Here is a 21,963-nt window from a genome sequence, read left to right as displayed (position 1 = left end):
GCGCGGAGCGCTGCTCGTCGCGGGCACGACGTCCGACGCCGGCAAGTCGGTGGTCACGGCCGGCCTGTGCCGGTGGCTGGCGCGCCAGGGGGTGCGCGTCGCGCCGTTCAAGGCGCAGAACATGAGCCTGAACAGCACGGTGACCGCCGACGGCGCCGAGATCGGCCGCGCCCAGGCCATGCAGGCGGCCGCGGCGGGCGTCGCCCCCGAGGCCGCGATGAACCCCGTGCTGCTCAAGCCCGGCAGCGACCGCACCTCGCAGGTGGTGGTCATGGGCACGCCGTACGCCGACGTGTCGGCGCTGTCGTACCGCGACCACAAGGCGGCGCTGCTCGAGGTGTCGCTGCAGTGCCTGGCGGACCTGCGCTCCCGCTACGACGTCGTCGTCTGCGAGGGCGCGGGCTCCCCGGCGGAGATCAACCTGCGCGCCACCGACATCGCGAACATGGGCCTGGCCCGCGCGGCCGACCTGCCGGTGCTCGTCGTGGGCGACATCAACCCGGGCGGCGTCTTCGCGGCGCTGTTCGGCACCCTCGCGCTGCTGTCGCCGGAGGACCAGGCGCTGGTGGCCGGCTTCGTCGTCAACAAGTTCCGCGGCGACGTCGCGCTGCTCGAGCCGGGCCTCGACATGCTGCGCGGGCTGACCGGGCGGCCGGTGCTGGGCGTGCTGCCGTGGACCGAGGGGCTCGAGCTCGACGTCGAGGACTCCCTCGGGCTGTCGGCGCCGGTCGCGCCGCTGCCGCCGGTCGGCCGGGACGTGCTGCGCGTCTCGGTCGTGCGCCTGCCGCGGCTGTCGAACTGGACCGACGTCGACGCGCTGCGCAGCGAGCCGGGCGTCCTCGTGCGCTTCGCCACCACGCCCGAGGAGCTCGCGGACGCTGACCTTGTCGTGCTGCCCGGCACGCGGGCCACCGTGGCGGACCTCGCCTGGCTGCGCGCCCGCGGCCTCGACGCGGAGCTCGCCGCGCGCGCCGCCGAGGGCCGGCCGGTGCTGGGCGTGTGCGGCGGCTACCAGATGCTCGGCACCCGCATCGAGGACGACGTCGAGTCGAGGGCGGGCGCCGTCGACGGGCTGGGGCTGCTGCCGGTGCGCACGGTCTTCGGCCCGGACAAGGTGCTCGGCCGGCCGACCGGCTCCTACGGCCCGCACCCGGTCACCACCGCCTACGAGATCCACCACGGGCGCATCACCGTCGACGGCGGCGAGGCGCTGTTCATGCCGGGGGAGGGCTGCCGGTCGGGCGCCGTCCTCGGCACGGTCTGGCACGGCGCGCTGGAGAGCGACGGCGTCCGGCGGGCCCTGCTCGCCGAGGTGGCGCAGGCGTGCGGCCGCGAGTGGGCGCCGGGCACGCGCGCCTTCGAGGACGTCCGGCAGGCCAGGCTCGACGCGCTCGGCGACCTCGTGGCCGACCACCTCGACACCGCGGCCGTGCTGCGGCTGCTCGAGGACGGCGCCCCGCCCGGGCTGCCGTTCGTGCCGCCCGGAGCGCCCTGAGCGTCAGGCCTCGGCGAGGCGCTGCCGGGTGTGCACGTGGTCGGTGACCTTGCGCTTGATGCGCTGCAGCGCGTTGTCGATGGACTTCACGTGCCGGTCGAGCTCGACGGCGATCTCCGAGTACGTCTGCCCGTCGACGTAGCGCTCGAGGACCTCCGCCTCGAGGTCGGACAGGATCTGCGCGCAGTAGCGTTCGAGCCGCTCGAGCTCGGAGGACGACACGACGCTCTCCGCGGGATCCACCGCAGGGGACACGAACGCGTCGAGCAGCTCCCGGTCGGAGTCGTCGTCGTGGGTCGGCAGGTGCAGCGACACGTAGGTGTTCAGCGGGCCATGCTTGTGGCGGGTGGCGGCCTTCACCGCGGTGATGATCTGGCGGGTGACGCACAGCTCGGCGAAGGCGCGGAAGGTGACCTGGCGTGCCGGGTCGAAGTCGCGGATCGCCTTGTAGAGGCCGATCATGCCCTCCTGCATGACGTCCTCACGGTCGGCGCCGACGAGGAAGTACGAACGCGCCTTGCTCCGCACGAAGCCGCGGTAGCGCTCCAGCAGCTCGTCGAGCGCGGTGTGGTCCCCGGTGAAGACGCGTTCGACGAGCTGGTCGTCGACGGCATCGGCCGTCCAGTTTGGGGCCGCCCCCAGAGGGGCCGCGCGGCGTCTCAAGGGTCCCTCCGTCGAGCTGCGGCGGCAGGCAGATGGGGCCTTTGCGGTCCCAACGAGCGTCCCGCCAGAAGGATGCGGGCGGAAGCCGACGATCCGGGGGAACGGCGCGGCTCAGGCTCCCCGACGCCGGCGCGTCACCTCGAACAGGGCCACGGCGGCGGCGGCGCTCGCGTTCAGGGAGCCGACGCGACCGCGCAGCGGGATGGCCACGCGAGCGTCCACCCGCTCGGTGACGAGCCGGGACATCCCAGCCCCCTCCGCGCCGATCACGAGCGCGACCCTGCCGTCGAGCAGCGGTGAGTCCCACAGCGCCTCGTCGGCCTCCCCGTCGAGACCCACCGACCAGTAGCCACGGTCGGCGAGGTCGGCGAGGGCGCGGGCGACGTTGGGCACGAGCGCGACCCGCAGCCAGCTGAAGGCGCCGGCGGAGGCCTTCTCCGCGGCGGGGGTGACGTGCGCCGCGCGCCGCTTCGGCAGCACGAGCGCGCCGGCGCCGGCGGCCTCGGCGCTGCGCGCGATCGCGCCGAGGTTCTGCGGGTCGCTCAGGCCGTCGAGCACGACGACGAGGTCCGGGTCGCCGATCTCATGGAGCCCCACGTAGGGGAACCCCGCAGCGACGGCGACGACGCCCTGGTGGCGCACCCCCCGGGCGAGCTCGTCGAGGCTGCCCGCCGACGCGGTTCGCACGGGGACGCCGGCGCGGCCCGCGGCGGCGGCGAGGTCCGCCACCGCACCGGGGTCGGTGACGACGACCTCGCGCAGCCGACGGCCGGCGCGCAGCGCCTCGGCGACCGGACGCCGGCCCGGGATGACCGCAACCGGCTGGCCGGAACCCCGGGAGGAGGCCACCGTCAGGACAGGTGCCAGAGGGCGCCTTCAGGCGAGTCCTCGACGACGACGCCGAGCCCCGCCAGCCGTGCCCGGATGTCGTCGGCGGTGGCGAAGTCCCGGCGCTCCCGGGCCTGCGCCCGCAGTCGCAGGAGCTCCTCGACGAGGGCGCCGAGGAGGCCGGCGCGGTCCGCCTGCGCCGGCGCGAAGCCGTAGCCGAGCACGCCCGCCAGCTCGACGAGGACCTCGGCGAGCCGCGCCGCCTCCGCGCGACGACCCATCTCGAGGTGGCGGTTGCCGGCGCTCACGAGCGCGAACAGCACCGCGTGCGCCTGCGGGGTGTTGAGGTCTTCGTCGAGGGCGGCGCGGAACGCCCGGCGCGCCTGCTGTGCCTCAGCCGGGTCCGCGTCGGCTGCGGCGCCCGCGCCCCGCAGCCCCGCCGTCGCGCGCACGAACGCCGCCCAGCGGTCGAACGCGGCACGGGCCTCGTCGAGACGCTCCTCGCTGAACTCGACGGGCGAGCGGTAGTGCGCGCCGAGATAGAAGTGGCGGAGCACGGTCGGTCCGTAGCGCTCCAGCGCCTCCCCGAGCGAGATGATGTTGCCGACCGACTTCGACATCTTCTCCGCACCGAGGTTGAGCAGCCCGTGGTGCAGCCAGTGGCGGACGAACGGCGCACCCGTTGCGGCCTCGGACTGCGCGACCTCGTTCTCGTGATGGGGGAAGACGAGGTCGATGCCGCCGGCGTGGAGGTCGAAGCCCTGTCCGAGGTACTTCGCCGCCATCGCCGAGCACTCGATGTGCCACCCGGGGCGGCCCCGACCCCACGGGGAGGGCCACGACGGCTCGTCGGGTTTCGCCGCCTTCCACAGCGCGAAGTCGAGCGGGTCCTCCTTGCGCTCGTCGGGCTCGACGCGGGCGCCGGCGCGCAGCTCGTCGACCCGCCGGCCCGAAAGCTTGCCGTACCCCTCGAACGCGCGGACGCGGAACAGCACGTCGCCTGCGGCCTCGTACGCGGCGCCCGCCTCGATGAGCTCCTCGATGAGCTCGATCATCTCGAGGATGTGGCCCGTCGCCCGAGGCACGATGTGCGGCGGCAGCACGCCGAGCGCGCCGATCTGGGACTCCCACACCCGTGCGTAGTCCTCGGCCACCTCCGCGGCGGTGCGGCCCTCCGCCTCGGCGCGCGCGATGATCTTGTCCTCCACGTCGGTGATGTTGCGCACGTGAAGGACGCGGTAGCCCGACCACTCGAGGTGGCGGCGCAGCACGTCGGTCACGATCGCGCCGCGCGCGTGCCCGAAGTGCGGCGGACCCTGGACCGTCGGGCCGCACACGTACATGCCGACGCGTCCCTGCTCCCGGGGGACGAACGCCTCCACGCGGCGCGTCAGGGTGTTGTGCAGGCGAAGGGACGACGAGTGCGGGCTGCCTTCCATGTGCCCGACAGCCTAACGGGCCTCCAGGAGCACGATCGCGAGGCAGGCGATGCCTTCTCCCCGGCCGGTGAAGCCGAGACCGTCGCTCGTCGTCGCCTTCACGTTGACCGCGGCGGCCGGCACGCCGAGGAGCGTGGCGAGCGACCGCGCGATGCCCTCCCGGTAGGGCGCGAGCCGGGGTCGTTGCGCGACGATCGTCACGTCGACGTTGCCGACGGCCCAGCCGTGCTCGACGACTTGCGCGAGCGCGCCGGCGAGGAACACCTGCGAGTCCGCGCCGGCGTAGTCGGGGTCCTCGGATCCGAACAGCGCACCGATGTCGCCCAACCCCGCCGCCCCGAGGAGGGCGTCGACGACGGCGTGCAGGAGGGCGTCGGCATCCGAGTGGCCGGCGAGACCGGCCGCGCCGGGGATGCGCATGCCGCCGAGCACGAGGGGCCGCGCCGGGTCGTCGCTCAACGGATGGACGTCGACGCCCTGGCCGACCCGCACGGCCGGCGTCACGGAAGGCGCTCCCCGGCGAGCAGCGCCTCCGCGATCAGCAGGTCCTCGGGGAAGGTGATCTTGAAGTTGCGCCGGTCGCCCTCGATGAGGCGGACCCGCCCGCCGGCCTGCTCGACGAGGACGAGGTCGTCCGTCGCGAGGCTGTCGAGCCGGTCGTGGACGCGCCGCAGCGTCCGGGCGCCGAACACCTGCGGCGTCTGCACGGCCCACAGGCCGTGGCGCTCGACGGTCCGCACGACGGCGACCGGGGTCGTGAGCGGGGCGGCGACCGCGTCGACGAGCTTCATCGTGTCGACGATGGGCAGGCCCGGCGCCACCGCGGCCCAGGGGGCCACGAGCGCGCGGACGGTGCGGGTCACGAGGTCGGCGCTCACGAGGGGCCGCGCGGCGTCGTGGACGGCGACCGCCTCCGCATCGGGCGGGCACGCGGAGAGACCGAGGCGCACCGACTCCTGGCGCGTGTCGCCACCGGCGACGACGGCCCCGACCGCGAGGCCGGCGCCGCGCAGGGCGGCCGCCGCCCCGTCGAGGTCGGCGGGAGCAACGACGAGCACGATCTCGCCGATCGCGTCGCAGGCCGTGAAGGCACGTACCGCGTGGACGAGCAGCGGCTCGCCGGCGAGCTTCACCAACCCCTTGCGGGTCGCGGCGCCGAGGCGCTGACCCGTTCCTGCCGCGACGACGAGGCCGACGGCGCGGGCGGTCACCGCTCTGCGGCGGTCGGCGCGACGAGCCGGGGCGCGTCGCTGCGCAGCGTGGCGAACACCATCCGCCCGTTGCCGGTCGACAGGATGCTCGTCACCTCCGCGTGCACATGCTCGCCCTGGCGGTTGCGACCGCCCTCCACGACGACCATCGTGCCATCCGCGAGGTAGCCCACACCCTGCCGGGGCTCCTTGCCGGCCTTGACGACCCGCAGCGACAGCTCGTCGCCGGGCAGGACCGGGGGGCGCAGGTCCTCGGCGAGCGTGTGGAGGTTCAGCACCTTGACCGCCTGCACCTCGGCGACCCGGCCGAGGTTACTGTCCACGGTCAGCAGCCGCGCGCCCCGCTCGCGGGCCATGGCGACGAGCTTCGCGTCGACCGTGTCGACATCGGGATGATCGCGGTCGGTCATCTCGACCGCGACGCCGGCCGATCGCTGGAGCGCGGCGAGGACGTCGAGACCGCGCCTGCCACGCGCCCTGCGCTGCTCGTCGGCGGCGTCGGCGAGTCCCTGCAGCTCGTAGACGACAAAGCGCGGGACGACGAGGGTTCCCTCGAGAAAGCCCGAGCGGCACACGTCGACGAGGCGTCCGTCGACGAGGGCGGAGGTGTCGACGAGCTTCGCGCCCGAACCGTGGCTCGGCGTGGTGACCTCGAGCCTTCCGCTCGCGCCGAGGAAGCGCAGCAGGTCCCCGCCGCGCCCCGCGCCGACGCGGACACCGGTGCCGGCGAGCAGCAGGGCGGCGAGCGCGGCGAGCGGCACCGTCACCGTGCGGTTGTCGAACAGCAGCAGGGGCCAGGCGAACGCGGGGGTGAGGGCGAGTCCGGCGCAGCCGCCGAGTGCTGCGGCGAGCAGCTCACCGGCAGACAGCGAGTGGAGGCTGCGCTCGGCGGCGTCGATTCGGCCCAGGGCGAAGCGTCCGAAGACCCCGCCCGCGACGTAGCCGAAGCCCGCGCCGAGCACGGTGACCGCCAGCGGGGCCTCGGGGGCCGCGCGCAGGGAGCGCAGCGGCTCGATCAACGCCGACAGCTCGAAGGCCGTGGCGGTGGCGAGCACGACCACGGCGAGGCGGACAAGCTCGACGAGGACGGTCCCGCCCCTGCGGGCAGGTGCAGCGTCGGGCACAGCGGCTCCAGCATCGCCGGCGACCGCCCGCGGGAGGCGGGCGGCTCGGGTGCTGCGCCGCGCGGGCTAGCTGGCGAGCACCTCGTCGATGAGAGCTTCGGCCTGCTCGTCGGTCTTCTTGATCGCCGCGGCGAGCTCGGAGATGAGGATCTGCTTCGACTTGGTGAGCATGCGCTTCTCCCCCGCCGACAAGCCCTTGTCGCGCTCGCGCAGGGCGAGGTTCCGCACGACCTCGGCGACCTGGAAGATGTCGCCGGAGCGCAGCTTCTCGTAGTTGGCCTTGAACCGCCGGGACCAGTTCGTGGGCATCGACCCGTCACGCCTCTTCAGCACGTCGAGGACCTCCTCGACCTGCTTCTTGTTCACGACGCTGCGCAGGCCCACCTCGTCGGTGGCGTCGGCGGGCACCATGAGCGTCAGGTCTCCGTAGGTGAGGCGCAGCACGAGGTAGTCGCGCTCCTCCCCCTGGAGGTTGCGCTTCTCGCGCTTTTCGATGATCGCCGCACCGTGGTGCGGGTACACGACTGTGTCACCAACGCGGTAGCTCATGCGGGCAGTCCTTCCCGGCGCTCTTCCCGTCGCCCGGATGGCGGGCGTCGGACGGCGCGACTCGTGGAGGGCATCGACCGTATCACAGATGACGGAGCGCCCAAAAGGCAAAGCCGCTGGTCAGCGCCTTCTTGGCCACCCCCGATCGGGGGTTGCGTCTACCGCCGGACAGGTGCGGTGCGCCGGAGGGCGCGACGGGCAGGCGCCGCTTGGACCGTCGAGGGCTACGTGTAGCGCTCGAGGATCGACGATTCGGCCAGGCGGGTGAGGCCCTCACGGATGGTCCTGGCGCGGGTTTCGCCGATCCCCTCCACGTCGTCGAGGTCGGCGAGGCTCGCCTCCATGAGCCGCGGCAGGTTGCCGAAGCGCAGCACGAGCCGGTCGATGGTGCGGTCGGGCAGGCGCGGTATGCGCGACAGCAGGCGGTAGCCGCGCGGCTGGAGCGCCTGGTCGATACCGTCCTCGCCGATGTCGAAGCCGATCACCCGCGCGAGGTTCTCGAGGTCGAGCAGCTCCTGGGGGGGCACCTGGTCGAGCGCCGCGAGGACGGTCTCCATCCGGCGACGGCGGTCAGGCATGTAGTCGCGGACCACGAGCACGCGTTCGCTCTGCACTCCCGCCATGAGCTCGTCGAGCTGCAGCTGCAGGAGCCGGCCGTCGGTGCCGAGCTCGGCGACGTACGCCTCGATCTCGTCGGAGATGCGACGGACCATCTCGGCGCGCTGGACGACGGTGAGCGCGTCGCGCAGGCTCACGACGTTCTCGATCTCCAGCGCCGAGAGCGCGCTCGAGACCTCGTCGAGGCGGGTGCGGTAGCGCTCCAGCGTCGCGAGAGCCTGGTTCGCGCGGAACAGGATGGAGCTGATTTCCTCGAGCGACTGCTTCGCCGAGTCGATGTAGAGGGTGACGGTGCGCATGGACTCGCTGACGCTGATGACCGGCTTGCTCGTCTGGCGGGCGACGCGCTCCGCGGTGCGGTGACGGGTGCCGGTCTCCGCCGTCGGGATGCTCGGGTCGGGCACGAGGTGGACGTTGGCGTAGATGATGCGCTCGACGTCCTCGTCGAGCACGATCGCCCCGTCCATCTTCGCGATCTCGGACAGACGCTGGGCGGTGAACTTCGTGTCCATCCTGAAACCGCCGGACACGAGCGCGTCCACCTGCGCGGTGTTGCCGAGCACGATGATGGCGCCCTTGCCGGCGCGGATGATCCGGTCGATGCCCTCCCGCAGGGCGGTCCCGGGCGCGACCTTCTGCAGCACGGCGAGCATCCGGTCGTCCCGCGGCGGCGCCAATCTGGCCTCTTCCTCCCTCTCGGTACTCCCTCAGCCGAGCCCGGCCGCAACGGCCTGGACGAGGTCACGCGCCCGATGCAGCCGGAGGCCGAAGGCACCCCCATCATACGCAGCGGGCAAAACGGCACTGCGGAAGCCGAGCCTTGCCGCCTCGGCGAGGCGCCGCTCGGTCTGCGCGACGAGGCGCAGCTCGCCGGCGAGGCCGACCTCCCCGACGGCGACGAGGTCGCGGGGGACCGCACGGTTGGTGGCCGCGGACGTAAGGGCGAGGCAGAGCGCGAGGTCGACCGCCGGCTCGGACAGGCGCACGCCGCCCACGCTCGACGCGTAGACGTCGTGGTTGCGCAGTGGGACGTTCGCGCGGCGGTCGAGCACGGCCACGAGAAGGCTCAGGCGGGCCCCGTCCAGGCCGCTCGCGACACGGCGGGGGTTGACCTGGCTCGTCGGCGCGGTCAGCGCCTGCACCTCGCAGGCCAACGGCCGGCGCCCCTCGAGCGCGAGCGTGACCGCCACGCCGGGGATACCGTCCACCGCCTCGCCCACGAACAGCCGCCCGGCGTCGGCGATGCCGACCATGCCCCGGGCGGTCATCTCGAAGCAGCCGACCTCGCCCACGGGACCGAAGCGGTTCTTCGTCGCGCGGAGCAGCCGCAGGGCGTGGTGGCGGTCGCCGTCGAGGTCGCAGACCGTGTCGACGATGTGCTCGAGGACGCGCGGGCCGGCGAGCTGGCCGTCCTTCGTCACGTGGCCGACCAGCACGCAGGCCATGCCCCGCTGCTTCGCGCAGCGGGTGAGCGCGGCGGCGCACTCGCGGACCTGGCTCACCCCGCCCGCGCCACCCGGCGTGTCCGGGTCGCGGATGGTCTGCACGGAGTCGACGAGCAGCACGTCGGGCCCGTGCGCCTCTACGAGGCCGATGACGACGTCGAGGTCGGTCTCGCTCGCGAGCAGCAGCCGCTCCGAAAGGGTCCCCAGGCGCTCGGCGCGGAGCCGCACCTGCACGGCGGACTCCTCGGCGGACACGTACAGCACGCTGCGGCCCGACCGCGCGAGCGCGTCGGCGGCCTGCAGCAGGAGGGTGGACTTGCCGGCCCCGGGCTCCCCGCCGAACAGGGTCACGGAGCCTGGCACGAAGCCTCCGCCGAGGACCCGGTCGAGCTCGCCGAGCCCCGTGGGCGTGCACTGCTCCGCATCGAGGGGCACGTCGCGGATCGGCCGCGCCGGACGCCGTGGGGGGCCGGTGGCGCGCGGGGTGTCCGGGCGCCCGGCCTGCTGTCGCGGCGCCGCCTCCTCGACCATGCTCCCCCAGGCCCGGCAGCCCGGGCACTGGCCGAGCCACTTGGCCTCGATGTGGGCGCACTGCTCGCAGCGAGCCCGGATCCGCACCCTGCCCATTCCGGGAGCCTACGGCCGCGCAGTGACACGCCGTCCGATGCGGGGGCAGGCTGAGGAGTTGTCGAATGCCGCCCCAAACCGTAGATTTGGTGCAGACGGAACGATACGGATGGCCGCTGGCCTTTCGTGATCACCACTGACGGCGGAGGCTTCTTGGACCTGGGCGCTGAAGACCGCTCTGGCACGCGCCCGCGGGAGCTCCTGCGGTTCGAGGACACCGCCGGGGTCCTTGTCGGGGAGGGCCGGCTCGTCCAGCGGGTGCTGGCCGTGCCGACCCTGCTGGCCGGCGTGGTGTACGTCGCCGGGAGGATGTGGCCCGAGAGGGTCGCTGCGGGCGTGCTCGCGGTGCCCGTCCTCTATGCGTTCGCGGTGGCGGCCGGAGGGCTGGTCGCCTACCTGCTCTACGCGCGGGCGTCCGTGCTCGACGACAACCGCCTTCGCTGGCTGGGTGCCGGCTTCGCGCTCGCCGCCGTCGCCATGCTGGCCCAGGGGTTCACGCTCTCTGGCTTTGCCGTGCACGACGTCTTCGGCACGACACCGAGCGGCTCGGGCAGGCTCTACCTCATCTGGCACGCCGCCCTGCCGACGTTCGTCGCGGGCGCCCTCTGGGCCGGCCGGGGCGGGTCGGCGAGGTGGCGGCATTGGCTGACGGTCGGCTTCGGCGTCTCGATCGGCGCGGCGGTGTGGGACCTGCCGTTGCCGCCCGTGCCCGAGCTCGTGACCGGTGAGGGAACGTTCACCCCCATGTACCGGGGCGCGACCGCGATGCTGCTCGCGTCCGCCGCGGTCGTCAGCGTGCTGCTCGTGGTGGTGGTCCTGCGCCACCCCTCATGCCCGCAGGCCTGGGTGGCGGTCGGTCTGGTGCTCCTCGTCGGTGACCTCGGGTTGACCGTCGGTGCCGGGAGTCTCTTCGACGCGGCGTGGTGGGCGAGCACCCCCTTCCGGGCGGCGCAGTTCCTCGTCCCCGCGATGGGACTCCTCACGGAGTTCGTGGGCACCTTCCGCACCCTCCGCCGCCACGAGCGCGGGCTGGCCGAGCGGTTGGCACAGGAGCTCCACCTTGCCGCCCTCCACGCAGGAGCCGATGAGCGGCCGGTCGATCCGGCGGTGTGCCGCCGCATCAGGGACGTGCTGGCCGCGGGAGGACCCGACATGGTGCTCCAGCCGGTCTACGAGCTCGCATCGGGCCGGATCGTCGGGGCCGAGGCGCTCGCCCGGTTCGCGACGGAGCCCCGGCAGGGTCCCGACGTGTGGTTCGCTGAGGCCGCGGCATGCGGGTTGGGGCGCGAGCTGGAGCTCGCGGCGGTCAACGCGGCGCTGCGCATGCTGCCCGACCTGCCGCCGGGCGTCGACCTGAGCGTCAACGTCTCACCTGATCTGCTCGTCGACGAGCGCCTCGCGCGTGCTCTGGCGGACGTCGACGCCTACAGGGTAGTCGTGGAGGTGACCGAGCACGCCGCCGTGGCGGACTATCGGCGGCTCACGGGGGCCGTCGCCCGCCTGCGCTCCCAGGGGGTGCGGCTGGCCGTGGACGACGCCGGGGCCGGCTTCGCGAGCCTGCGCCACATCCTCCGGCTCAGCCCCGACATCATGAAGCTCGACATCACGCTCACGCGCGACATCCACATCGACCCCGTGCGGCAGTCCCTCGCGGAATCGCTCGTCGCGTTCGCCGACCAGACCGGGATCCGCATCGTCGCCGAGGGCGTCGAGGGCCAGCAGGAGCTGACCAAGCTCAAGGAACTCGGTGTGCACTACGCGCAGGGGTTCCACCTCGCCCGGCCGGCGCCACCGCCACTGGTTGACCAGACCGCCCCACAGCTGATCGCCCGCGCCCCGTACCCACGCACGTAGGCGCGTGCCTCACCGCCGGGCGAGCTTGTGGAGCTCGTTGGCCACGACCACGGCGAGTGACAGCAGCACGATGCGCCCCCACGCGGCGAGCGGGATCGGCTCCACGCGCAGGACGAACTGCGTGAACGGCAGGTGCAGCGCAACGGCGTGGACCCCGAGCGCCCCGATCTGCGCCACGGTGAGGAAACGGTTCGCCACCGGGTTCATCGAGAAGACCGACGCGTGCTCGGCGCGGGAGTTCAGGACCTGCACGGCGGTGAACACCACGAGGGCGGTGAGGGCGGCCGAGCGCGCCTGGGTGAGGTCGCCGTTCTCGCCGTAGGTCCAGGCGAACAGCCCGACGGTGAGCGCCGCCATGACGACGCCGACGACGGCGACACGCTCCCAGAGCGTGCGCGACAACACGCCCTCGGAGAGTTTGCGGGGCGCGCGGCGCAACGCCCCCTTCTCCCCCGGTTCGAACGCGAGGGCGACGTCCTGCAGCCCGTTCGTGACGAGGTTGAGCCACAGCAGCTGCGCCGGGAGCAGGACCAGCGGCAGGCCCGTGAGGAGGCCGGTGAAGATCGCGAGCACCTCGGCCGCTCCGGTGGCGACGAGGAAGAACGTCACCTTGCGGACGTTGTCGAACGTGACGCGGCCCTCCTCGACCGCGGCGTAGATGGACCGGAAGTCGTCGTCGGTCAGGACCATGTCCGCCGACTCCTTCGCGACATCGGTGCCGCTGCGGCCCATGGCGATGCCGATCTCCGCGGCCTTGAGCGCCGGGGCGTCGTTCACGCCGTCTCCCGTCACCGCGGCGACATGCCCGTGCTCCTGAAGGGCGTGCACGATGCGGAGCTTGTGCTCGGGGCTCACACGCGCGTAGATCGCCACTTCGGTCACAAGGTCGCGCAGCGCGGCGTCGTCCATCCCCTCGATCTCGGCACCTGTCAGGACCGCGTCGTCGTCGGCCGCCATCCCGAGCTCCGCGCCGATCGCCCGGGCGGTGCGCGCGTGGTCGCCGGTGATCATGACGACGCGGATGCCGGCCTCCCGGCACCCGGCGATGGCATCCGCCACGCCCTCCCGCGGCGGATCCATCATCCCCTGCAGGCCGAGGAACGTGAGCCGGGAAGGCTCGAGCTCCGCGTCCCGCGACGGCGGCTCCTCGAGCGTCGTGTAACCCATGGCCAGGACCCGCAGCCCGTCGTCCGCCATGCGCTCCATCTCCGCGTGCACGGCGTCGGCGTCGAGGCCGGTGGGACCGTCCGCGGTCAGCTGGTCGTCGGACATCTCGAGCACCGTCTCCGGCGCGCCCTTGACGAAGAGGAGGTGGCGCCCCTCGGCGTCGGTGCACGCGGTCGCGGAGAACTTCCGCGTCGCCTCGAACGGCCGGTCGGCGTCCACCTGGTGGTCGGCACGCGCGCGCGCCGGGTCGACGCCGCACCGGGCCGCGGAGCGCAGGAGTGCGACCTCGGTCGCGTCGCCCTCAACCCGGTCGTCGTCGCCGTCCGTCTTCCACGACGCCTGGTTGGTGAGCACCCCGGCGAGAAGGGTCAGACGCAGCGGCTCGTCCAGCTCGGGTTCCCCGTCCTCGCGCAGGTCCACGCGCCGCCCGGCGGCCCAGACCTCCTCGACGGTCATCTCGTTGGCGGTGAGCGTGCCGGTCTTGTCCGACCCGATGACCGTCGTGGACCCGAGGGTCTCCACCGCCGGGAGCCTGCGGATGACCGCCTCCCGGGCGGCCATGCGCCGCACACCGAGAGCGAGGGCGACGGTGAACGCGACCGGCAGCCCCTCGGGAACAGCGGACACGGCGAGGGCCACGGCGACGAGGACGACCTCGTCGAGGGAGAAGCCGAGCACGAAACCGACGGCGGCGGCGAGCGCCGCCGACAGCACGACGGCGACGCCGATGAGGTTGGCGAACCGGCGCATGCGCTGTTGCAGCGGCGTCTCGGGCTCCTCCTCGCCGTGCACCTGCTCGGCGATGGACCCGAGCTCGGTGTCCATGCCGGTGGCCACGACCACGCCGCGGCCGCGCCCCCCCGCCACGTTCGACCCCATGAAGGCCATGCACGTCCGCTCGGCGACGACGGCGTCGGCTTCCACCGGCTCGGTCTGCTTCGACACGCTGGTGGACTCGCCGGTGAGCAGCGACTCGTCGACGTCCAGTCCTGTGGTGGCGAGCAGCCGCACGTCGGCGGGGACCCGATCCCCCGCCCGCAGGATGACGAGGTCGCCGGGCACGAGTTCGCGAGCCACCACCTCGACCTCCTCGCCGTCGCGGACCACGAGGGCCGAGGGCGCGGCGAGCTGCATGAGCGCCTGGATGGAACGCTCCGCGCGGCGCTCCTGTACGAACCCGATGGCGGCGTTGAGGACGAGCACCGCGGCGATGACACCCATGTCGACGTACTCGCCGAGCGCCGCGGTGACCACCGCGGCGACGAGGAGGATGGCGATCAGCGGGCTGCGGAACTGGTCGAGGAGGATCTCGGCCGAGCTCGGTGGCTCCTCCCCCTCGAGCTCGTTCGGGCCGCTTCGCTCCAGCCGCTCTGCGGCCTCCGAGGAGGACAGCCCCCGCTCTTCGACCCCGAGCAGCTCCGTGACCTCGCCGGGGTCGAAAGCGTGCCAGTCGCCCGCGCCCGCGCGTGGGCGGTCCTGCTCCGTCTGCGCCATGGTGCTTCCCTCGTGGGCCGGACGAGAGATGCCTACCCGCCCGGGCCACGGAGCATTGCTGCACGCGAGTGGCAAGCGCCCGGGAGCGCGGCGTCAGGAAGGCGTGGCCCCCGGCGGCTCGGGCGAGGAGGGCAGCGGGGGAAGCACCCCCGCCTCCCCGAGCTCGTCGATCTGCGTCTCGGGGCTGAGCTCGGTACCCGCCCGGTAGGCGGCGCGCCCGATCATGTGGGCGGCCACGGGTGCGGTGACGAACTGGAGGACGGCAACGAGCGCGATCTTCGAGGTGGCGACTGCGTCGGCGAGCGCCAACGCGGTGGCGAGGAGGACGAGCAGCAGGCCGAGGGTCGCGGACTTCGTCGCAGCGTGCATCCGGGCGAACACGTCGGGGAACCGGTGCAGGCCCACGGTCGCGAGCAGCGTGAGGCCGGCCCCCGTGAGCACGAGCAGGGCGAGCGGCACCTCCGCGGCGCTCACGCGCCGCGCCGTTCCCGTGGCTGCACGCCACGCTCCGCGGCGCTCACGCGCCGCGCCGTTCTATGAAGCGGGCCACCGTCACGGCACCTGTGAAGCCGACGACCGCAACGACGACGAGCACGGGCAGGAAGGCGGTGTTGCCCGTGCGCATCGTGAGCAGGGCGACCCCGCTCACGACGGTGATGAGCAGGGTCTCGAGCGCGACGATGCGGTCGGCCAGGGAACGACGGCGCAGGACCGCAAGCACGCAGAGGCTGGCCGATGCGCCGATGAGGAGCAGGCCGATGTCGACGACGGTGGTCATGCGCGCCCCTCCGGCCCGTGCCCGTCCTCCGGGACGGAGGGATCGCCCGGGCTCTCCGCGACGACGGCGGACCCGTCCTTGCGCGCCTCGACGAGCCCCATGGCGTTGGCCAGGGCCTCCTTGCTCCCGAACGCGCTCAGGGCGAGCATTTCCAGGTGCATCACGTCCCGACGGACGGCCTCGATCTCCCGCAGGTGGAGCACGTGGACGAACAGCACCGTCGGGTCCCTCTGGACCTCCAGGGTGAGTGTGCCGGGGACGAGGGAGACGGCGTTGGCCACGATCGTGGTCACCGCGGGGGACGCCCCGGTGACGGGAATGGCGACGATCCCGAGGTTCACGTCCTCGTTGCGTGGGGTGATGACCTCCCAGGCGACCACGACGCTGGCCTCGAAGAGCTTGTAGAGGAAGTAGCCGAGGAACACGAGCGTCGGCAGCGGTCGTATCGGGCCGGTGGCGGTCGGGCCCGCATGGGGGAACAGCAGGACGAGCGCCACGCTCACCACCACGCCGGACAGGACGTTGGCCACGCTCAGGTCCCCCCAGAGCGCGAGCCACACCACCAGCAGCCACGCGACGAAGAGCAGCCGGCCGCGCATCATCCGCCCTCCCGCGCCACACCAGGCGGCCCGAGGACGGAGTCGACGTAGACCTGACGGTCCGCGAGCTCGGCGCCGGCGCGTTGCGACAGGCTCCACAGCGGCTCGGCGGCGACGGCGATCCCGAGGGTCAGGCCCACGAGGCCCACGGCGGCCCCGGTCATCATGACCGGCGCCCGCAGGCGCCCCTCACCGCGAGCGGACTCGAGCGGCGGATCCTCGTCGGGGACTCCCCAGAACGCGCCGTTCCAGATCTTGATCATGGAGAAGAGCGTGAGGACGCTGCCGAACAGCGCCACGCCGACGATGACGTAGCGCTCGGCGGCGAACCCCGCCTGGACGAGGGCGAGCTTGCCGAAGAACCCGCTGAACGGCGGGAGGCCCGCCAGGGACAGGGCAGCGAGCATCCACAGGACGCCGGCGACGGGCATGCGTCGGACCAGGCCGCCGAGCCGGCGCAGCGCCCCGGTCCCGGTGACCTTCTCCACCATGCCGCCGACGAGGAAGAGCGAGGTCTTGACGGGGATCTGGTGCGCGATGAACAGCGTGGCGCCGGCCAGTCCGGCGGCGGTGAACAGGCCGAGGCCGAGCAGCATGTAGCCGATCTGGCTCACGATGTGGAAGCTCAGGATGCGCTTGACGTCATCCTGCGCGATCGCTCCGAGGACCCCGACGAGCATCGTCGCCCCGGCGATGAACAGCAGGAGGGTGTCCGGGCCGGTGTTGACGCCGCCGAAGAGGATGGTCTGCGTACGGATGATGGCGTAGACGCCGACCTTGGTGAGCAGGCCCGCGAAGACGGCGGTCACCGCGGTCGGGGCTGTGGGGTAGCTGTCGGGCAGCCAGAAGAACAGCGGGAAGATCGCCGCCTTGATCCCGAAGACGACGAGCAGCAGCAAGGAGAACGCGAGCTGGAGGCCGGCCGGCACCTGCGCCATGCGCCCGGCCAGGTCCGCCAGGTTGACCGTCCCGGTTGCGGCGTAGATCAGACCGACGGCGGTGATGAACAGCGTCGAGGACAGCAGGCTCACGACCACGTAGGTCATGGCGGGCCGCACGTCTGAGCGGGCGCCGCCCAACGTCAGCAGGGCGTAGCTCGCGATGAGCATGACCTCGAACGCGACGAAGAGGTTGAAGAGGTCGCCGGTGAGAAACGAGGCGCTCACGCCCGCGGCGAGCACGAGGTAGAGGGGGTGGAAGTAGCGCGCCTCGACGTGGGGCTCGAGCTGGCCGAGTGCGAAGAGCAGCACCCCGAGGACCGTGGCCATCGACACGGCGAGGAGCAGGGTGCTGAAGACGTCGCCCACGAGGACGATGCCGAAGGGCGCCGGCCAGCCTCCGAGCGTCGCGACGAGGGTGCCCTGCCCCTCCGCCCGCACGAGCGCAGCGACGCAGGCCGCGAGCGTCGCCGCCACCGTCGCGACGGACACCACCCGCTGGATCTGCATGTGGCGATGGGCCACGAGGGCCACCGCGGCGCCGAGGAGGGGGACGAAGACCGTTGCCGGCAGCACGCTCACCGGCGGGCCTCCTCGTCACGGGCGGCGATGCGGCGGTCCTCCTCGTCACGGGCGGCGATGCGGCGGTCCTCCACGTCACGGGCGGCGATGCGGCGGTCCTCCACGTCGTCCTCGACGGTGTCGTCGTGGGTGACGACCCAGCTGCGGTAGGCGAGGGCCAGCAGGAAGGCGATCACGCCGAAGGTGATGACGATGGCGGTCAGTGCGAGCGCCTGCGGGAGCGGGTCGGCCGCCGCGGCGGGTGGCTGGTCGGCGGTGATGAGGGGGGGCACCCCCGGGTCGCCGCCGGCCATGAGCAGGAGCAGGTTCGCGCCGTGGCCCATCATCGCGAGGCCGATGACGATGCGTGTCAGCGTGCGCTGCAGCAGGAGGTAGGTCCCGACGGCGTAGAGCGTCGCGACGGTGGCGGCGAGCGCGAGGTTCACCGGGACCCGCCTTCCGGGTTGTAGCGCTCCGCACCGAGGCTTGCGACGAGCCCCAGCACGAGGCCCACCACCACGCAGAAGACCCCGATGTCGAAGATCACCGCGCTGTGCAGCGCAACGGTGTCGAGCAGCGGCAGCTCGCGGCGGAACAGGTAGCCCGCCTCGAGGAAGTCGCCGCCGAGCAGCAGGCCGCCCACGCCGGTGCCCGCCGCGAGGAGGACGCCGACCCCCAGGATCGCCTCGGGGGCGAGGGGGACCAGCCGGTGCACGTCCTGGGCTCCGTACGCGACGTAGCGCAGCACCAGGGCGGCCCCGGCGACCAGTCCGCCGATGAAGCCCCCGCCGGGGGAGTTGTGGCCGGCGAACAGCAGGAACACGCTGAAGACGAGAATGGTGTGAAAGACCGCGCGGGTGCCGGTCTCCAGGATCAGCGACTTCACGGGCCGACCTCCCGCGCTCCGACGCTCGGCTCCTCGGCCTGCTGGTCGCGGGCCTTGCGGCGTGCCTGCTCGTCAGCAGGGTCGGCCTCGGCTGCCGCGTCGCGGCGACCGGCGGAGACGAGCGCCATGATCCCTACGGCGGCGACGAGGAGCACGACGATCTCCCCGAGGGTGTCCAGTGCGCGGAAGTCGACGAGGATGACGTTGACGACGTTGCGTCCCGAGCCCTCGGGCAGCGATCGGGCCAGGTACTCCGCGGAGACGGGCGGCGCCTCGACACCACTGCGGGCACCGGCCGCGACGAGGGCGAAGGCGAACATGAAGAGCCCCACCATGCCGGCGACGAGGGCGCGCAGGCGGGCGCCGAACGGGCCGCCCGGGCGACCGAAGCGGGCGGGGAGGTGGCGCAGGACGAGCACGAACACGACGATGGACAGCGTCTCCACCAGCACCTGCGTGAGGGCCAGGTCAGGTGCCCCGTGGATGACGAACAGCAGCGCGACGCCGTAGCCGGCGGCGCCGAGCATGAGCACGGCGGCGAACCGGCGCTCGGCGGCAACCGCGCCGATGGCGGCGGCGATCACGAGGACGGCGACGAGGCCCTGTGCGGGGTTGGCCGCCCACGCGGGCGCGCCCGGGAGGCGCAGCACGTTCACGAGGGCGCTGCCGGGCAGGATCACGAGCGTCAGGCTGATGACCGCGAGATAGATCGGCAGCGAGCCGTTCTGGACGATGCCGGTGACGGTCCTCGCGCTGCGCAGCAGGCCGCGCACGCTCGCCTCGTAGGCCTCCTTCGATCCCGGCAGGGGGGGCAGCAGCTGCTGCACACGTTCCACGGTGCGCCGGGCGAGGAACAAGCCGAGGCCCACACCGACGACGACGGCCGACAGCCAGAGGGCCATCGTCGGGCCGTGCCACAGCGCGAGGGCCTCGGGCGTCCACCGTGGGTCCAGCGCGACCGCGCCCTGGTTCACGAGCGGGTCAGCCGGCTCCGGCACGAGACCGAGCGCGACGGTCAGCAGGCCGAGAACAGCGGCGGGTGCGAGGAAGTACCAGGGCGGGCGGTGCACGCGCGGGCCGACGAGGTCCTCGCCCTGCGCGGGCCCGAAGCCCCCCCACAGGAACCGGGCGCTGTAGGCGAAGGTGAGGATCGAGCCGATGACCACCCCGACCAGGGCCGGTACGCCGAGGGGGCCGAAGCCTGCCCGAACGAACGCCTCGAAGGCCGCCTCCTTGGAGATGAAGCCGAGCAGCGGAGGCAGGCCCGCCATCGAGGCGGCGGCCACCGCCGCCACGGCGAAGGTGGCGGGCATCCCGCGGTACAGGCGGTTGAGCCGGCGCAGGTCGCGGGTGTGGGCCTCGTGGTCGACGATGCCGACGACCATGAACAGCGCGGCCTTGAACACGCCGTGGGCGAGCAGCAGTGCCGTGCCAGCGAAGGTGGCTTTGGCGGTGCCGACACCGAACAGCACCATCATGAACCCGAGCTGGCTGACCGTCCCGTAGGCGAGCAGCAGCTTGAGGTCGTGCTGGCGCAGCGCCCGGTAGGCGCCGACGAGCATGGTGAGGACGCCCACGGTGATGACGAGCGGGCGCCAGGCCGGATCCGTGGCGAAGGCCGGACCGAAGCGAGCGACGAGGTACACGCCGGCCTTGACCATGGTGGCGGAGTGCAGGTAGGCGCTCACCGGCGTCGGCGCGGCCATCGCTCCTGGGAGCCACGTGTGGAACGGCACCTGCGCGGACTTCGTGAACGCGCCGAGCAGGCAGCAGACGAGCCCGGCGGTGACGAGCGGACCGCTCGGGGGTTGGGCGAGCACCGCCGACAGGCTGTAGGTGCCCGCGGCCTCGCCGATGAGCACGACACCGCCGAGCAGCGCCAGACCGCCGGCACCGGTCGTGAGAAGGGCCTGGAGGGCGGCGTCCCGCGCGGGGGCCTTGCGGTCCTCGAAGCCGATGAGGAGGTAGCTCGTGATCGACGTGAGCTCCCAGAAGACGAACAGGAAGAGGAGGTTGTCGGCGAGGACGAGGCCGAGCATGGAGCCGGCGAAGCCGGTGAGGGTGGCCGCGAACTTGCCGAGGTCCCCGCGGGGGGTGGAGAAGTAGCCGTAGGCGTAGAGGAAGATCAGCGTGCCGATGCCCGAGACGAGGGCGAGCATGAGCAGCGCGAACGCGTCGAGGCGCAGGTCACCGGAAACGCCGAGGGACGGCGCCCAGGCGAGGGTCTCGCGCAGCTCGCCGCCGGCGAGCACCGCCGGCGCGTGCGCCGCCCCGTAGGCCGTCGTGGCCGCCGGGGCCAGAGCGCACATGAGGAAGACCCCACGACCCAGGCGGCGGGCCAGGAGGGGAGCCACCACGGCGAGTAGCGCGTGGAGGCCCAGCAGGGCGAACAGCACGAACGCTCCGGGGGTCAGGTCGTCGCGGTTGGGTCACTCACGCGGCCGAGGCCGGTGGTGAGCCCTCCGGAGGCTACCGCCCGGGTGACCGCGACCACGAACCCGGCCGTCACCGCGTGCGCGCACGCCGGCGGCGCCTGCTCACCGCCAGGGTCCTCACCACGGCTGCGGCAGCCATCCCGACGCGCGCCACGCCACCTGCGCCGTTCCGGCTCCGCCGCTCGAGCCCGGGTGGGGGATCGCCGGCTGCGGGAGGAGGAACGGCCGGCAAGACGAGGCTGGCACCGGGGTCGGGCGCCTGGCTGGCCGCCTCGCTCAGGGGTTCGGCGAGCGCGAACCCCGCGCCCTCAGCGACCGCGGCCTTGATGTCGTGGATGCGCTCGATCTCGCGGTTGAGCTCGGCGCCGATCAGCAGCATGGCCATCGACAGCTGCAGCCACAGCAGCAGGACGATGACCCCGCCGAGCGCCCCGTACGTGGCGTCGTAGTCGCCGGCCAGCCGCACGTAGAGGGTGAAGGCGCCCGACAGCACGAGCCACCCGATCACGCCGACGACCGCGCCGGGGCTGAGCCATGCCCACTCGGGGCGCTCGCGGTCCGGCCCGATCCAGTAGACGAAGGCGAACAGCATCACGAGCAGGACGATGGCGACCGCTACTCGGGCGATGCCGAGCAGCACACCGGCTACCGCACCGAACTGCGGGGGCACGAGCGCCTCCTGGATCGGCCGGCCCGCGACGACGAGCACGATGAGACCGACGATGGTGAGGAAGAGCGCGAGGGTGATGGCGAGCGCGACGAGCCGCTGCGCGACGAACTTGCGACTCTCCTCGACGTCGTACGCGCGGCTGAGAGCCTTGACGAGCGTCACCGCGGCGGAGGTGGCCGCCCACAGTCCGGCGAGCACACCGGCGGCCGCCACACCGCCGGCGCTGGCGCCCCCGCCTTCGGCCAGGTTCACCAGCGGCTCCTCGAGCAGGCTGAGCGCCTCCGCGGGCAGGATCCCGGAGAGGTAGCCGAAGAGGCGGAGGAGGTCCGCGGGGGTGGTGACGATGCTGAAGACCGCAACCCCGGCGAGGAGCGCGGGGAACAGCGACAGGAAGATCTTGAACGCCACCCCGGCCGCGAGCGAGGGTACGTCGTCGCGCTTGATCTCCTCGACGGTGGACTCGAGCGCCGCCTTGTAGTCCTCGACGGTGAGGTCGGTCGGGTCTTCGGGGGGCACGGGCGCCCCGCGCAGCGAGATCTCGCTCGTCATGGCGAGCGGGAGTCTCCCCGCTCGCTGCCCGCT

At 73.1% G+C, this 21,963-nt stretch carries 20 protein-coding genes; 2 read left to right on the top strand and 18 right to left on the bottom strand.

Annotated elements, in window-relative coordinates:
* Positions 1-1,495, top strand: a 1,495-nt coding sequence (locus VM324_02270; protein HVL98101.1) for a cobyric acid synthase, incomplete at its 5' end; no start/stop codon positions are given.
* 3 nt (positions 1,496-1,498) lie between these two features.
* Here VM324_02270 and sigH read toward each other — a convergent pair.
* The 9 genes from sigH to radA all read right to left on the bottom strand — a co-directional run bounded on the left by sigH (position 1,499) and on the right by radA (position 9,999).
* Positions 1,499-2,158 carry an RNA polymerase sporulation sigma factor SigH gene (gene sigH / locus VM324_02265; GenBank protein HVL98100.1) on the bottom strand — a complete coding sequence of 220 codons (660 nt, stop codon included), beginning with the start codon at positions 2,156-2,158 and terminating at the stop codon, positions 1,499-1,501.
* Between the two features lie 111 nt (positions 2,159-2,269).
* Entirely contained in the window at positions 2,270-3,007 is a 738-nt protein-coding gene (rlmB, locus tag VM324_02260) for a 23S rRNA (guanosine(2251)-2'-O)-methyltransferase RlmB (protein ID HVL98099.1), read from the bottom strand.
* A gap of 2 nt (positions 3,008-3,009) precedes the next feature.
* Positions 3,010-4,425: a cysteine--tRNA ligase gene (cysS, locus tag VM324_02255; protein HVL98098.1), complete on the bottom strand. Its 1,416-nt coding sequence runs from the start codon at positions 4,423-4,425 to the stop codon at positions 3,010-3,012.
* Between the two features lie 12 nt (positions 4,426-4,437).
* Positions 4,438-4,929, bottom strand: coding sequence for a 2-C-methyl-D-erythritol 2,4-cyclodiphosphate synthase (gene ispF, locus VM324_02250; GenBank protein ID HVL98097.1), 492 nt, complete (start codon positions 4,927-4,929; stop codon positions 4,438-4,440).
* Positions 4,926-5,636, bottom strand: a complete 711-nt coding sequence (gene ispD / locus VM324_02245; protein ID HVL98096.1) for a 2-C-methyl-D-erythritol 4-phosphate cytidylyltransferase — start codon at positions 5,634-5,636, stop codon at positions 4,926-4,928. Before ispD ends, ispF begins: the two co-directional genes overlap by 4 nt.
* Complete coding sequence (locus VM324_02240; GenBank protein HVL98095.1) at positions 5,633-6,760, bottom strand: PIN domain-containing protein; 1,128 nt, start codon at positions 6,758-6,760, stop codon at positions 5,633-5,635. The genes ispD and VM324_02240 overlap by 4 nt, the downstream gene beginning before the upstream one ends.
* 66 nt (positions 6,761-6,826) lie before the next feature.
* Positions 6,827-7,309, bottom strand: a complete 483-nt coding sequence (locus VM324_02235; GenBank protein HVL98094.1) for a CarD family transcriptional regulator — start codon at positions 7,307-7,309, stop codon at positions 6,827-6,829.
* Between the two features lie 224 nt (positions 7,310-7,533).
* Positions 7,534-8,604: a DNA integrity scanning diadenylate cyclase DisA gene (gene disA, locus VM324_02230; GenBank protein ID HVL98093.1), complete on the bottom strand. Its 1,071-nt coding sequence runs from the start codon at positions 8,602-8,604 to the stop codon at positions 7,534-7,536.
* Positions 8,605-8,634: 30 nt separating this feature from the next.
* Positions 8,635-9,999 carry a DNA repair protein RadA gene (gene radA / locus VM324_02225; protein HVL98092.1) on the bottom strand — a complete coding sequence of 455 codons (1,365 nt, stop codon included), beginning with the start codon at positions 9,997-9,999 and terminating at the stop codon, positions 8,635-8,637.
* A 153-nt stretch (positions 10,000-10,152) separates the two neighbouring features.
* On the opposite strand from radA, the gene VM324_02220 reads away from it, so the two are divergent.
* Positions 10,153-11,853, top strand: coding sequence for an EAL domain-containing protein (locus tag VM324_02220; GenBank protein ID HVL98091.1), 1,701 nt, complete (start codon positions 10,153-10,155; stop codon positions 11,851-11,853).
* Between the two features lie 9 nt (positions 11,854-11,862).
* Here VM324_02220 and VM324_02215 read toward each other — a convergent pair whose 3' ends face one another.
* From VM324_02215 to VM324_02175, 9 genes are all read right to left on the bottom strand, one after another.
* Entirely contained in the window at positions 11,863-14,514 is a 2,652-nt protein-coding gene (locus VM324_02215; protein ID HVL98090.1) for an HAD-IC family P-type ATPase, read from the bottom strand.
* Positions 14,515-14,607: 93 nt separating this feature from the next.
* Complete coding sequence (mnhG, locus tag VM324_02210) at positions 14,608-14,988, bottom strand: monovalent cation/H(+) antiporter subunit G (protein ID HVL98089.1); 381 nt, start codon at positions 14,986-14,988, stop codon at positions 14,608-14,610.
* A gap of 43 nt (positions 14,989-15,031) precedes the next feature.
* Positions 15,032-15,292: a monovalent cation/H+ antiporter complex subunit F gene (locus VM324_02205; GenBank protein ID HVL98088.1), complete on the bottom strand. Its 261-nt coding sequence runs from the start codon at positions 15,290-15,292 to the stop codon at positions 15,032-15,034.
* Positions 15,289-15,894, bottom strand: a complete 606-nt coding sequence (locus VM324_02200; GenBank protein HVL98087.1) for a Na+/H+ antiporter subunit E — start codon at positions 15,892-15,894, stop codon at positions 15,289-15,291. The genes VM324_02205 and VM324_02200 overlap by 4 nt, the downstream gene beginning before the upstream one ends.
* A complete protein-coding gene (locus VM324_02195; protein HVL98086.1) occupies positions 15,891-17,411 on the bottom strand; it encodes a proton-conducting transporter membrane subunit in 1,521 nt (506 codons plus the stop codon). Before VM324_02195 ends, VM324_02200 begins: the two co-directional genes overlap by 4 nt.
* Positions 17,408-17,836, bottom strand: a complete 429-nt coding sequence (locus VM324_02190; protein ID HVL98085.1) for a Na(+)/H(+) antiporter subunit C — start codon at positions 17,834-17,836, stop codon at positions 17,408-17,410. Before VM324_02190 ends, VM324_02195 begins: the two co-directional genes overlap by 4 nt.
* On the bottom strand, positions 17,833-18,276 hold the full coding sequence (locus tag VM324_02185; protein ID HVL98084.1) for an MnhB domain-containing protein: 444 nt from the start codon (positions 18,274-18,276) through the stop codon (positions 17,833-17,835). The genes VM324_02190 and VM324_02185 overlap by 4 nt, the downstream gene beginning before the upstream one ends.
* A complete protein-coding gene (gene mbhE / locus VM324_02180; GenBank protein HVL98083.1) occupies positions 18,273-20,672 on the bottom strand; it encodes a hydrogen gas-evolving membrane-bound hydrogenase subunit E in 2,400 nt (799 codons plus the stop codon). The genes VM324_02185 and mbhE overlap by 4 nt, the downstream gene beginning before the upstream one ends.
* Positions 20,673-20,781: 109 nt before the next feature.
* Positions 20,782-21,930 (bottom strand): YihY/virulence factor BrkB family protein, encoded by a 1,149-nt coding sequence (locus VM324_02175; protein ID HVL98082.1) that lies wholly within the window; start codon positions 21,928-21,930, stop codon positions 20,782-20,784.
* Between the last annotated feature and the right edge of the window lie 33 nt (positions 21,931-21,963).

It is taken from the genome of Egibacteraceae bacterium (assembly GCA_035540635.1).
Taxonomy (GTDB): Bacteria; Actinomycetota; Nitriliruptoria; order Euzebyales; family Egibacteraceae; genus DATLGH01.
Note: the sequence above shows the minus strand (reverse complement) of the source record. Positions and strands in the feature narration are given on the sequence as shown.

Coding starts and splice junctions, on each gene's coding strand:
- cysS (HVL98098.1), bottom strand. CDS start 4,425: ATGGAAGGCAGCCCGCACTCGTCGTCCCTTCGCCTGCACAACACCCTG.
- VM324_02235 (HVL98094.1), bottom strand. CDS start 7,309: ATGAGCTACCGCGTTGGTGACACAGTCGTGTACCCGCACCACGGTGCG.
- radA (HVL98092.1), bottom strand. CDS start 9,999: ATGGGCAGGGTGCGGATCCGGGCTCGCTGCGAGCAGTGCGCCCACATC.
- VM324_02215 (HVL98090.1), bottom strand. CDS start 14,514: ATGGCGCAGACGGAGCAGGACCGCCCACGCGCGGGCGCGGGCGACTGG.
- VM324_02205 (HVL98088.1), bottom strand. CDS start 15,292: ATGACCACCGTCGTCGACATCGGCCTGCTCCTCATCGGCGCATCGGCC.
- VM324_02200 (HVL98087.1), bottom strand. CDS start 15,894: ATGATGCGCGGCCGGCTGCTCTTCGTCGCGTGGCTGCTGGTGGTGTGG.
- VM324_02175 (HVL98082.1), bottom strand. CDS start 21,930: ATGACGAGCGAGATCTCGCTGCGCGGGGCGCCCGTGCCCCCCGAAGAC.